Source organism: Actinotalea sp. C106 (genome assembly GCF_023630195.1).
GTDB lineage: Bacteria > Actinomycetota > Actinomycetes > Actinomycetales > Cellulomonadaceae > Actinotalea.
The window spans coordinates 1-11,821 of the sequence record NZ_JALPKN010000085.1; the positions used below are offsets into that span (position 1 = coordinate 1).

Genomic DNA, 11,821 nt, shown 5'->3' on the forward strand with positions numbered 1-11,821 from the left:
CCGTCGCCGCCCAGGCCGGGAGCCGGCCCCGGCCCGTCGCCGTCGTGGCGCCGCCCTCGGAGGAGGTCACGGGGTGAGGTCGAGGGCTGCCAGCTGCTCGGCGAGCTCCGCGGTGGCGGCCACGTTGCGGACCCCGGCCTCGGTCGCGGGGAAGGGGATCTCGAGGTAGCTCTCCTCGCGGACCGCCTCGAGGTTGGCCGTGGCGGCGTTGGTGGCGAGGAGCTCACGCTTCTGCTCGGCGCTGTTCCAGGTCGCGTCGACCAGCACGATCACGTCGGGGTCGGCCGCGACGACCTCCTCCCAGCCGAAGGAGGTCCAGGTGTCCTCGACCTCGGCGGCGACGTTCTCCAGGCCGACCGCGTCGAGGATCATCTGGGGGGCGCCGATACCCGCACCCACGTACGGCACGTCGGTGCCCGAGGAGTACCACAGCGCGGTCAGGCCGCGGTCGTCGGCAGGGACGGCGTCGAGCTCGGTCTGCTGCGCGGCCACGAGCTCCTCGGCGGCCTCGGGCACGCCCAGCAGGCTCGCGACCTCGGTGATCTCGGCGAAGACGTCCTCGAAGGACAACCGGTCCGGCTGGTAGGCGGGGTCCTTGCAGGCCGCGGGGGAGACATAGGTCGCCACACCGAGCTCGGCGAGCATCCCGCGCTCGCCCGCGCCCTCGGCCGAGAAGTTCGACTCCCACCCGGCGTAGACCAGGTCGGGCTCGGTCTCGAGCACCACCTCGGCCGCGGGCACCTCGTCGGAGAGCACGGGCAGGTCGGTGGCGGCCTCGGTGAGGTCCGCAGGGACCGGGCCGTCGGCGAAGCCCGTGCCGACGAGCCGGTCCCCGGCGCCCAGGGCGAGCACCATCTCGATCGCGCTGGACTTGATCGCGACGACACGCTCGGGGCTCTCCTCGAGCGTGACCTCGGTCCCGCAGCTGTCGACCGTCACGGGGTAGGAGGTGAGCGAGGCGGCCGGGGCAGGGGCTTCGGGCGTCTCCTCCTCGGCAGGGGTCGAGCAGGCGACGAGCAGGGCGCTGCTCGCGGCCAGGGCGCTCAGGCCGAGGGCAGCCCTGCGGCCAGGGCGGGGGGCGGGCAGGCGAACGGGCACGGGTGCTCCAGGGCGAGGAGGGTGGGGTGCGCGTCGGGTCAACAGCCGACCGGGACCACGGCCCAGGTCCAGGCCGCTCGTCCGGGGCCAAGAGGGGGCCCGGGGTCCGCTACTCGTCCAGCCTAGAGGACGACACGGTCCGGGGAGGTCACCCGGACCCTGTTCCGTCCGGTGGCCTTGGCCTCGTAGAGGGCCGTGTCCGCCCGGGCGAGCAGGTGCTCGGGGGCGCAGTGCTCGGTCGAGACGGTCAGGCCGATGCTGACGGTGAGGCGATGTCCCGGCATGCTCTCCCAGGTCAGGGCCTCGACCGCGCCCCGGATCCGTTCGCAGGCGTCGGCCGCTGCGCGCACGTCGGGGGTCGCCAGGAGGATCGCGAACTCCTCGCCCCCGTAGCGGGCGGCCAGGTCATGGCTGCGCACGGCCTGCCTGAGCACCCCGGCGGTCCGGGCCAGCACGTCGTCGCCGACCTGGTGCGACCAGGTGTCGTTGACGAGCTTGAAGTGGTCGATGTCCACCAGGGCGACCGCGAAGGGCTCGGTGCGCTCGGCCACCCACGCCTCGAGGGTGTGGTCGAGGGCGCGCCGGTTCGCGAGGCCGGTCAGGGCGTCGTGGCTGGCCTCGTGGGCGAGTCGGGCGTTGTGCTCCTCGAGGGCGACGGCGCGCCGGCGCTCGGTCTCGGCCATGCGTTCGGCCCGCTCGACCTCCATGCGGGAGCTGAGCAGGACCGCGCGGCGCTCGGCGACGGCCTCGTGCTGACTGACGGTGTGGTCGTGGAGCTCGTGCAGGGTGCGCAGGGCCCCCTCGAGGTCCCCACGGCCCTCGTGAGCCTCGACCAGGGTGCGCAGCAGCTCGACCCGTTCGGCCGGACGGTCGAGCTCCTCGCCGAGGTCCAGGCCGTCGCAGGCCTCGAGCACCGCCTCGTCCCACCGGCCCGCGCTGACGAACCATTGGCTGCGGACCCGGTGCAGCATGAGCTGCTGGCGGGGGCTGGGGAACCGGTCGAGCATCTCGCCCGTCGCGGCGATCACGTCCTCGCACCGGTCCAGGTCCCCGGCGACCAGGTGGGCCCCGGCAGCCGCGAGCCGGGCGTCCACCCCGGTGCGGCTCAGGCCGGCGGCGTCGGCCTCCTCGATGGCCTGCTGGGCGATCCGCAGGGCGTTGCGGGCCGCGGCCTTCGCGCCGCGAGGGTTGGTCGCGATGAGCCGCGCGCTCATCGCGACCGAGGTGCGAGCCAGGTTGGTCTGGGCGATGGATGCGCGGTCGGCGTCCCCGGAGCTGAGCCACAGGTGCCGTGCCTGGGTGAGCACCTGCGCGGCCTCGGGGGCGAAGCGCGTGGTCGCGGTGTACACGGTGCCGAGGCTGTTGAGGACCTCGGCGGTGCCCGCCGCATCCCCGGACTCACGGCGGAGCTCGACCGCCCGGGTGAGGAGGTCGACGGCGTCCTCGAGATCGCCCAGCTCGTGGTGGACGAGGCCGCGCACCGAGAGGGCACGGGACTGCCAGACGAGGTCCTCGTGGGCCTCGGCGAGCTCGACCGTGCGGGCGGCGGCCTCGAGGGCCTGCGCGTCCTGGCTGAGCAGGTGGTGGGCGACGGCCAGGTAGTAGGAGACACGCATCTCGGCGTCCTCGTCCCCCAGGGCCCGGGCTCGGGCGAGGGCCGCGGTGGCGGTGGCCGCGCAGCGGTGCGCGTCGGAGTCGCACAGGAAGGCGAGCTCCTCCTCGAGGTCTGCCCAGTCGGGGGGCGAGACGTCGCTCGTGACGACGTCCCCCTCGTTCACCGCGGACATCTCGCCCTCCTTGCACAGGCGCGACGACGGTCCGGCACGCTCTTGTCTCGTCTGCCCATCGGCGACGGCGCTCGGGAGATGAGCAGCCCGAGCGGGTGATCATGCTCTCTCAGCGCGCCGCCAGGACGAGGGCCCGGGCGACCTGCTCGACGTCCTCCCGGAGCCTGCCCACCGTGACCCGCACGTGCGGTCCCGGCTGCTCGGGCGGACCGCTGCCGAGGGGGGCGGCCGGGGCCTCGGCCAGGGGCGCGACACGGAACGGGTGACCCGGGGCGACCCTGATCCCGGCGGCCTCGAGGCGCAGCAGGGCGGTCTGCTCGTCGGCGACGGGCAGCCAGAGGTTGATGCCGTCCCCCGCGCCGAGGGGGATGCCGAGCTCGGCGAGGGCGGCGCGGGTGCGGCGCTGGCGCGAGTGGTAGGCGTGCCGTGCCTCGGCGACCGCGTCACGGCCCTCGCTGCCGGTCAGCAGCTCCAGGAGCATCTGCTGCAGCATGCGACTGGTCCAGCCCGGCCCGAGCATCCGGCGCGCGACGACGCGGTCCACCAGCGCGGTGGGGCCGCCGAGCGCCGCGATGCGCAGGTCGGGGCCGTGGGACTTGGAGAAGGACCGCACGTGCAGCACACGGTCGAGGTGGGTGCCGAGGGAGACGTCCGGGGCCGTGGCGATCTCCCCCGAGTGGTCGTCCTCGATCACCACGACGCGGTGACCCTCGGGATGACGGTCGATCTCGCGCGCGAGCTCGCGGGCCCGGTCCGGGCTCGTCGAGATGCCCGTGGGGTTGTGCGCCCGTGGCTGGAGGACCACCGCGGCCGGGGACAGGTCGAGGGCCCGGCGCAGCGCCTCGGGACGGATCCCCTCGTCGTCGAGGGGGACGGGGACCTGCTCGGCCCCCAGCTGGTCGAGGAGGTCGAGCAGGGGGGGGAAGGTCGGGTCCTCCACGACCACGCGGTCGCCGAAGCGCAGCACGAGCTCCAGGCAGCGCCCCATCGCGTCCAGGGCGCCGTCGACCACCGTGACGGACTGCACCGGGTAGGGCCAGGAGCGGCGCAGGTGCTCCTCGAGGGGCGGGATCACGGGGGTGTCGAGGTAGCTCGTCGTGAGCGCGCGGGAGCTGAGCCGCGACAGCACGGCGCCGAGGTCGGGCAGCAGGTCAGGGTCGGGGGTGCCGGTGGACAGGTCCAGGCCTGTTCCGCCATGACCCGCGCCCAGGTCCCGGTACCGCGGCGGGAGCCAGGAGGTCTGCTCGAGCACGTGGCTGCCGGCCCGGCCGCGTGAGCTCAGGACACCCACCTCCGCGAGGGCCTGCCAGGCGGTGCTCACGGTCGCGGGGCTCACCCCGAGGGCCCCCGCCAGGGAGCGCACGGTGGGCAGGCGGGTGCCTGCGACGAGGGTGCCGTCGTGCACCAGCCGGGAGATGGCTGCGGCGATCTCCCGCGGGGTCGGGTCCTCGATCGCGGCGACCACGGTCGCGAGGGTCGGTTCCACGACGGCTCCTCTGTCCTGGGCTGGTCAGGCTGGTCAGGCGGGCACGCCTCGTGCGGTGCGGGTGCGACGCCCGGAGCGACTGCCTCGGACGGTCACCAAGGTTTACGCCCGGGAAACGGTCGGGGACCCCCGCGAAACCACGGAGAAATGTTCAAGCGCCAGGATAACAAACCTGGCGAGGGTGCCCGGGAGCGCAGACCGCCCTCCCGGCGCCCCGGACGAACCGTGACCGACCGGAGGAACGATGAGCGTGGTGCGCGTAGCCCTGACCCAGACCCCGTGGACGGGGGACAAGGAGTCGATGATCCTCCGGCACGAGGAGTACGCCCGGCAGGCCGCGGCCGAGGGGGCGCAGGTCATCGCCTTCCAGGAGCTGTTCTACGGCCCGTACTTCGGCATCACGCAGGACCCCGCGTACTACGCCTACGCCGAGTCGGTCCCCGGCCCCACGGTCGAGCGCTTCGCGGCCCTGGCCAAGGAGCTCGGACTGGTCATGGTGCTGCCGGTGTACGAGGAGGACCAGCCCGGGGTGCTCTACAACACGGCGGCCGTGGTCGACGCCGACGGCACCTACCTGGGCAAGTACCGCAAGCACCACATCCCGCACCTGCCCAAGTTCTGGGAGAAGTTCTACTTCCGTCCCGGCAACCTCGGGTACCCCGTCTTCGACACCGCCGTCGGCCGCATCGGCGTGAACATCTGCTACGACCGGCACTTCCCCGAGGGGTGGCGCATGTTCGGCCTCGCCGGCGCGCAGATCGTGTTCAACCCGAACGCCACGGCCCCCGGCATCTCGAACAAGCTCTGGGAGATCGAGCAGCCCGCCGCAGCGATCGCCAACGGCTACTTCGTCGCGGCGAACAACCGCGTCGGTGCCGAGACGAACGAGTACGGCGACGAGGCCGTGGCCTTCTACGGCTCTTCCTACGTCGTCGGCCCCGACGGCAACTACGTGGGCGAGGTCGCGAGCTCGACCGAGGCCGGGGTGATCATCCGCGACCTGGACCTGGGCCAGATCCGTGAGGTGCGCGAGCGCTGGCAGTTCTTCCGCGACCGCCGCCCCGACGCCTACGGCGAGATCGTCGCGCCCTGACTGCCGCGCGGCCGGATCCCCGACCAGCCCCGACCCCTGAGCGTCTGACCCCGGAGGACACCCCATGACCACCCTCATCACGGGCGGCACCGTCGTGAGCGCGACCGGTCGCACCCAGGCCGACGTCTTGGTCGACGGCGAGACGATCGCCGCCGTCCTGAGCCCCGGCTCGACCCTGCTGGGCCATGACCTCGCCGGCAGCGTCGACCGCGTCGTCGACGCGAGTGGCAAGTACGTCATCCCGGGCGGCATCGACGCCCACACCCACATGGAGCTGCCCTTCGGCGGCACCGCGGCCTCGGACACCTTCGAGACCGGCACCCGGGCCGCCGCCTGGGGCGGGACGACGACGATCGTGGACTTCGCGGTCCAGCGCGCCGGGGAGCGGGTCCAGGACGGGCTCGCGGCCTGGCATGCCAAGGCTGCCGGGCAGTGCGCGGTCGACTACTCCTTCCACCAGATCATCGGCGGGGTCGACGCCGACTCCCTCGCGGCCATGGACTCCCTGGTCGACGAGGGGATCACGAGCTTCAAGCTGTTCATGGCCTACCCGGGGGTCTTCTACAGCGACGACGCCCAGATCCTGCGGGCCATGCAGAAGTCCGCCGACCTCGGCCTGCTCACGATGATGCACGCCGAGAACGGCCCCGCGATCGACGTGCTCGTCGAGCAGCTCCTGGCCCAGGGCAAGACCGACCCGTACTACCACGGGGTCGCCCGCGCCTGGCAGATGGAGGCCGAGGCCACGCACCGCGCGATCATGCTCGGCAACCTCACCGGCGCCCCGCTGTACGTGGTGCACGTGAGCGCCAAGCAGGCCGTCGAGCAGCTCGCGATCGCGCGGGACCGCGGCCAGAACGTGTTCGGCGAGACCTGCCCGCAGTACCTCTACCTGTCCCTCGAGGAGCACCTGGGGGCACCGGGCTTCGACGGGGCCAAGTACGTGTGCTCCACCCCGCTGCGCTCGCGGGCCGAGGGTCACCAGGACCACATGTGGCAGGGCCTGCGGACCAACGACCTGCAGATGGTCTCGACCGACCACTGCCCGTTCTGCATGAAGGGGCAGAAGGAGCTCGGCGTGGGCGACTTCTCCAAGATCCCCAACGGGATCGGGTCGGTCGAGCACCGCATGGACCTCATGTACCAGGGCGTGGTGACCGGGGAGATCTCCCTCGAACGCTGGGTCGAGATCACTTCGACCACCCCGGCGCGCATGTTCGGCATGTACGGGCGCAAGGGTGTCATCGCCCCCGGGGCCGACGCCGACGTCGTGGTCTACGACCCCCAGGGCCACACGAGCATCGGGCTCGACAAGACCCACCACATGAACCTGGACCACTCGGCCTGGGAGGGCTTCGAGATCGACGGTCACGTCGACGTCGTCCTCTCGCGCGGCTCGGTCCTGGTGGACGAGGCGGGGTACCACGGGCGGCCCGGTCACGGGCAGTTCGTCAAGCGCGGCCTGTCCCAGTACCTGATCTGAGGAGCACCACCATGGACTTCGGCGTCGTCCTGCAGACGAACCCCCCCGCCTCGCGCACCGTCGAGCTCGCCCGTCAGGCCGAGACCCAGGGGTTCAGCCACGTCTGGACCTTCGACTCGCACCTGCTCTGGCAGGAGCCCTTCGTCATCTACTCGGCGATCCTCGCGGCGACCCGCAAGGTGGTCGTCGGACCGATGGTCACCAACCCCGCGACCCGGGACTGGACCGTCCTGGCCTCGCTGTTCGCAACCCTGAACGAGATGTACGGCAACCGCACGGTCTGCGGCATCGGTCGCGGGGACTCCGCGGTCCGCACCCTCAACGGCCGGCCCTCGAACCTGGCCACGCTGCGCGAGTCCATCCACGTGATCCGCGAGCTCGCGAACGACCGTGCGGTCGAGGTCAACGACCGCACGCTGCGCTTCCCGTGGAGCACGGGCTCCGAGCTCGAGATGTGGGTGGCCGCCTACGGGCCGCTGGCCCTCAAGCTCACCGGGGAGGTCGGCGACGGCTTCATCCTCCAGCTGGCCGACCCGGACATCGCCGCCTGGATGATCAAGGCCGTGCGGGACTCGGCCGAGAAGGCCGGCCGGGACCCGGACTCGGTCAAGTTCTGCGTGGCCGCCCCCATGTACGTGGGCAACGGGGAGTCCCCGGCCGAGCGCGCGCACATGCGTGAGCAGTGCCGATGGTTCGGCGGGATGGTCGGCAACCACGTCGCGGACATCGTCACCAAGTACGGCTCGGGCTCGAGCGTCCCCCCGGCCCTCACCGACTACATCGAGGGCCGGCAGAGCTACGACTACAACGAGCACGGCCGGGCCGGCAACAGCCACGCCACCTTCGTCCCCGACGAGATCGTCGAGCGGTTCTGCCTGCTCGGCAGCCCGCGCGAGCACGTCGAGAAGCTCGAGGCCCTGCGGGACCTCGGCGTGACCCAGTTCGCGGGCTACCTCCAGCACGACAACAAGGAGGAGACCCTGCGGATGTACGGCGAGCGCATCATCCCCGCGATGCGCGAGCACGTGGTGGCGACCGCATGACCCGTCGCCTGGTCGACGCCGCGACGGGGCTCGCCACGCTCGTGCTGCTCGCCCTGGTGTGGGAGCTGTACAAGTGGCTTGGCCCGGCGGACGGCTGGTCCATCGGGGAGATCCGGGTGCTGCCGCGGACCAGCGACCTGGCCATGCCGCACACCTGGGAGATCCTCGGCCGGCTGGCCGACCCGCTGACCGCAGCCCCGGACGCCCCGAGCCTGGCCGGGGCGGTCCTCGCGGCCGGGGCGTTCAGCTTCGGCATCGCGCTGCTGAGCTGGGTGCTCGGCGTCACCGTCGGGATCCTGCTGGCCCTGGGCATGCAGCGGCTGCGCGTGGTCGAGTCGGCCGTGCTGCCGCTGGTGATCCTCAGCCAGACCATCCCGCTCATCGCCCTCGCGCCGCTGGTGCGCGGGTGGGGGAGCAGGCTCTACCTGGGGCCCGTCGAGTGGGAGCCCTGGATGTCGGTCGCGGTGATCGCCTCCTACCTGGCCTTCTTCCCCGTGGCCGTCGGCGCGCTGCGCGGGCTGCAGTCCCCGGACACGATCCACGTCGAGCTCATGCGGTCCTACGGGGCGGGCTGGTGGGCCACCCTGGTCCGCCTGCGGCTGCCCGCGAGCGTGCCCCACCTGCTGCCGGCCCTGCGCCTCGCGGCGGCCAACGCCGTGGTCGGCACCGTCGTGGCAGAGGTCTCGACCGGCATCCCGGGGGGCCTGGGCCGGATGATCCTCGAGTTCGCCAACTTCGCCAGCAGCGACCCGGCCAAGCCCTGGGCCCCGCTGCTGGGCGCGGTCCTGCTGGGCCTGGTCGTCGCCGGCCTCGTGGCCCTGATCGGTCTTCCCCTGTCGAGGTTCCGCCGTGTGGAGGTGAGCGCATGACCATCCAGACCGCTCCGCAGCGCGAGGAGCACCCCCGGGGTGCCGTCGCGGTCGAGGTGACCGGGGCGACCCGGGTGTTCCAGGGCTCGGCCGGGACCGTGACGGCCCTCGACGGGGTCGACCTGACGGTCGGTGCCGGGGAGTTCGTCTCCCTCATCGGCCCCTCGGGCTGCGGCAAGAGCACCCTGCTGCGCCTGATCGCGGACCTGGACCGGCCCACCGCCGGGACCATCGAGGTCTTCGGCCGCACCGCCGAGCAGGCACGACTCGCCCACGACTACGGCATCGCCTTCCAGCAGGCGGGCCTGCTGCCCTGGCGCACCGTCCGGGCCAACATCGAGCTGCCCCTCGCGATGCACGGCACCGGCCGGGCCGCGCGCCGGGAGCGCGCCGACCACCTCATCGAGCTGGTCGGGCTCACCGAGTTCGCCGACCACTACCCCGACCAGCTCTCGGGGGGCATGCAGCAGCGGGTCGCGATCGCCCGGGCCGTGGCCGAGGAGCCCAGCCTGCTCCTCATGGACGAGCCCTTCGGTGCCCTGGACGAGATGACCCGCGAACGGCTGCAGGGCGAGCTGGTGCGGATCTGCGCCGAGACCCGGGCCGCGGTCGTCTTCGTGACCCACTCGATCCCGGAGGCGGTGTTCCTGTCCGACCGTGTGGTCGTGATGTCGGCCCGCCCCGGGCAGATCCGCGAGGTGGTCGACATCGACCTGACCCGGGCCGCCCGCAGCGACGAGGGGCTGCGTGAGGACGCGGCCTACTTCGCGGCCGTGACCCGGGTGCGCGAGGCCCTGCACCACGGCTCACCCACCCCGGCCCAGGGGGTCGAGCTGCGATGACGGCCGCGCGCACCGCCACGGCCCGGGCCCTGCCCCCGGTGCTCCTCCTCGTGGTCCTCCTGGCGACGTGGCAGACGGTGGTCGTCGTCGGGCAGATCCCGGCGTTCCTGCTGCCCAGCCCGAGCGCGATCGGCTCCGAGCTCGTGGCCCTGTGGCCGACCATCAGCTCGGCCATCCTCGTGACCGGCGGCAACTCGCTCCTCGGGCTGCTCCTCGGGGCCCTGATCGGCGTGGTGGTCGCGGTGGTCGCGGGGCTGCTCCCGTCCGCGGACCGGATGCTCCAGCCCTTCGTCGCGGGCCTGGCCGTGGTACCGATCGTGGCCCTCGCCCCCGTGCTCTACACGATGTACGGCGCAGCCTCGGAGGTCGCCCGCGTCATCGTCGCGGCGATCGCGGCCTTCGTCCCCGTCTTCGTCACCACCACGCGTGGCCTGCGCCAGGTACGACCGGTGCACCGTGACCTCATGCGGGCCTACGGGGCGACGCCCCGGCAGGCCACGGTCACGGTCACGGTGCCGACGGCCCTGCCCTTCGTGTTCACCGGGCTCCGTCTGGCCTCCTCCCTCGCGGTGATCTCGGCGATCGTCGCCGAGTACTTCGGCGGGCCCCGCACCGGCATCGGGTCGTTCATCACCACCGCGGCCGCAGGCAGCAACTACGCGCGGGCCTGGGCCTTCGTCGTCGGCGGGATCCTCGTCGGGCTCGCGTTCTACGGCGTCACCCTCGCGGCCGAGCACCTCGTGCGACGTCGCTCGGGGCCACGGGCGGGATGACCCCGCCACCCCAGAGGTCCACCTGTCGAGGACGCCAGGTCGGTCGGTCATCAGCAGGCACGCAGGCACAGCAGAGGCAAGGGAAGGGTTGACATGACGAACCACAGGCGGACCCCCACGCGGGTGGGACTTGTCGGTCTCGCGGCGGCGCTCGTGCTCGCCGGGTGCACGGTCGCGGACGAGGACGGCGGTAGCGAGGACTCGCCCAGCACCGAGGGGGAGAGCACCGAGGCGCTCACCCCCGTGAGCCTGCAGCTGCAGTGGCTGACCCAGGCGCAGTTCGCGGGCTACTACGCGGCCCTCGAGGCCGGCTACTACGAGGAGGAGGGCCTCGACGTCGAGATCCTGCCCAGCGGCGGCGACATCGTCCCCCAGGACGCGCTCGCGGGCGGCGAGGTCGACTACGCGATCGCCTGGGTGCCCAAGGTGCTCGGCACGATCGAGCAGGGGGCGGACATCGTCAACGTCGCCCAGGTCTTCGAGCGGTCGGCCACCCTCCAGGTCGCCTTCGCCGACTCCGGCATCGAGAGCGTCGAGGACCTCGACGGCAAGGCCATCGGCAGCTGGGGCTACGGCAACGAGTGGGAGCTCTTCGCGGGGCTCAACCAGGCGGGGGTCGAGGACTTCGAGATCGTCCAGCAGGCCTTCGACATGAACGCCTTTCTGGCCGGTGACATCGACGCGGCCCAGGCCATGACCTACAACGAGTACGCCCAGCTCCTCGAGGCCGAGAACCCCGAGACGGGCGAGCTCTACCAGCCCGAGGACTTCGTCGTGATCGACTGGAACGAGGTCGGCACGGCCATGCTCCAGGACGCGATCTGGGCCGACGCCGAGCGCCTCGAGTCCGACCCCGAGTACGCCGAGACCACCGTCAAGTTCCTCAAGGCCTCGATCCGCGGCTGGATCGACGCCCGGGACGACGCCGAGGCCGCTGCCGAGACGGTCACGGCCGCGGGCTCGACCCTCGGGGCCAGCCACCAGCTGTGGATGACCAACGAGGTCAACAAGCTCATCTGGCCGAGCTCGACCGGCGGGATCGGCACCATCGACCCGGCGGCGTGGGAGTCGACCGTCGCGATGGCCCTCGAGACCTCGAACGAGACCGGCGCCACGATCATCTCCGAGGAGCCCGCTGAGGACGCGTACACCAACGAGTACGTCGAGCAGGCCCTGGCCGAGCTCACCGAGGACGGCCTGGACGTGGTGGGCGAGGACTTCGAGCCGATCGAGGTCACGCTGAACCCCGGCGGCGCCTGACCGGCCGCGACACCGAGACCTCGGCGTCGCGCTGCCGAGCCCCTCGGGGCAGGGCCCACCGCCGGCCACGGCCTGGCGGTGGGGCCC

Annotated in this window: 10 protein-coding genes; 7 read left to right on the forward strand and 3 right to left on the reverse strand. The window is 72.5% G+C overall.

Translation table 11 applies throughout. The features are described from left to right. Nucleotides 1–66 precede the first annotated feature (66 nt). The 3 genes from L0B03_RS07820 to L0B03_RS07830 form a co-directional block, all read right to left on the reverse strand. Nucleotides 67–1,098: a putative F420-0 ABC transporter substrate-binding protein gene (locus L0B03_RS07820; RefSeq protein ID WP_250445253.1), complete on the reverse strand. Its 1,032-nt coding sequence runs from the start codon at nt 1,096–1,098 to the stop codon at nt 67–69. A gap of 122 nt (nt 1,099–1,220) precedes the next feature. After that, nucleotides 1,221–2,885, reverse strand: a complete 1,665-nt coding sequence (locus L0B03_RS07825) for a diguanylate cyclase (RefSeq protein ID WP_250445254.1) — start codon at nt 2,883–2,885, stop codon at nt 1,221–1,223. Between the two features lie 109 nt (nt 2,886–2,994). Next, entirely contained in the window at nt 2,995–4,371 is a 1,377-nt protein-coding gene (locus L0B03_RS07830; RefSeq protein ID WP_250445255.1) for an aminotransferase class I/II-fold pyridoxal phosphate-dependent enzyme, read from the reverse strand. Nucleotides 4,372–4,615: 244 nt separating this feature from the next. On the opposite strand from L0B03_RS07830, the gene L0B03_RS07835 reads away from it, so the two are divergent. From L0B03_RS07835 to L0B03_RS07865, 7 genes are all read left to right on the forward strand, one after another. Continuing rightward, complete coding sequence (locus tag L0B03_RS07835) at nt 4,616–5,464, forward strand: nitrilase-related carbon-nitrogen hydrolase (RefSeq protein WP_250445256.1); 849 nt, start codon at nt 4,616–4,618, stop codon at nt 5,462–5,464. Between the two features lie 64 nt (nt 5,465–5,528). Further along, on the forward strand, nt 5,529–6,947 hold the full coding sequence (gene hydA, locus L0B03_RS07840; protein WP_250445257.1) for a dihydropyrimidinase: 1,419 nt from the start codon (nt 5,529–5,531) through the stop codon (nt 6,945–6,947). Nucleotides 6,948–6,958: 11 nt separating this feature from the next. Beyond that, nucleotides 6,959–7,990 (forward strand): TIGR03842 family LLM class F420-dependent oxidoreductase, encoded by a 1,032-nt coding sequence (locus L0B03_RS07845; RefSeq protein WP_250445258.1) that lies wholly within the window; start codon nt 6,959–6,961, stop codon nt 7,988–7,990. Continuing rightward, nucleotides 7,987–8,859 carry an ABC transporter permease gene (locus L0B03_RS07850; protein ID WP_250445259.1) on the forward strand — a complete coding sequence of 291 codons (873 nt, stop codon included), beginning with the start codon at nt 7,987–7,989 and terminating at the stop codon, nt 8,857–8,859. The genes L0B03_RS07845 and L0B03_RS07850 overlap by 4 nt, the downstream gene beginning before the upstream one ends. Continuing rightward, entirely contained in the window at nt 8,856–9,701 is an 846-nt protein-coding gene (locus L0B03_RS07855) for an ABC transporter ATP-binding protein (protein WP_250445260.1), read from the forward strand. The genes L0B03_RS07850 and L0B03_RS07855 overlap by 4 nt, the downstream gene beginning before the upstream one ends. Further along, nucleotides 9,698–10,474 carry an ABC transporter permease gene (locus tag L0B03_RS07860; protein ID WP_250445261.1) on the forward strand — a complete coding sequence of 259 codons (777 nt, stop codon included), beginning with the start codon at nt 9,698–9,700 and terminating at the stop codon, nt 10,472–10,474. The genes L0B03_RS07855 and L0B03_RS07860 overlap by 4 nt, the downstream gene beginning before the upstream one ends. 93 nt (nt 10,475–10,567) lie before the next feature. After that, on the forward strand, nt 10,568–11,734 hold the full coding sequence (locus L0B03_RS07865) for an ABC transporter substrate-binding protein (RefSeq protein WP_250445262.1): 1,167 nt from the start codon (nt 10,568–10,570) through the stop codon (nt 11,732–11,734). Nucleotides 11,735–11,821 lie beyond the last annotated feature (87 nt).

Excerpts from the sequence above, each read along its gene's own strand:
- L0B03_RS07850 (WP_250445259.1), top strand. The coding sequence starts at position 7,987 with ATGACCCGTCGCCTGGTCGACGCCGCGACGGGGCTCGCCACGCTCGTG.
- L0B03_RS07845 (WP_250445258.1), top strand. The coding sequence starts at position 6,959 with ATGGACTTCGGCGTCGTCCTGCAGACGAACCCCCCCGCCTCGCGCACC.
- L0B03_RS07835 (WP_250445256.1), top strand. The coding sequence starts at position 4,616 with ATGAGCGTGGTGCGCGTAGCCCTGACCCAGACCCCGTGGACGGGGGAC.
- hydA (WP_250445257.1), top strand. The coding sequence starts at position 5,529 with ATGACCACCCTCATCACGGGCGGCACCGTCGTGAGCGCGACCGGTCGC.
- L0B03_RS07825 (WP_250445254.1), bottom strand. The coding sequence starts at position 2,885 with ATGTCCGCGGTGAACGAGGGGGACGTCGTCACGAGCGACGTCTCGCCC.
- L0B03_RS07860 (WP_250445261.1), top strand. The coding sequence starts at position 9,698 with ATGACGGCCGCGCGCACCGCCACGGCCCGGGCCCTGCCCCCGGTGCTC.
- L0B03_RS07865 (WP_250445262.1), top strand. The coding sequence starts at position 10,568 with ATGACGAACCACAGGCGGACCCCCACGCGGGTGGGACTTGTCGGTCTC.
- L0B03_RS07855 (WP_250445260.1), top strand. The coding sequence starts at position 8,856 with ATGACCATCCAGACCGCTCCGCAGCGCGAGGAGCACCCCCGGGGTGCC.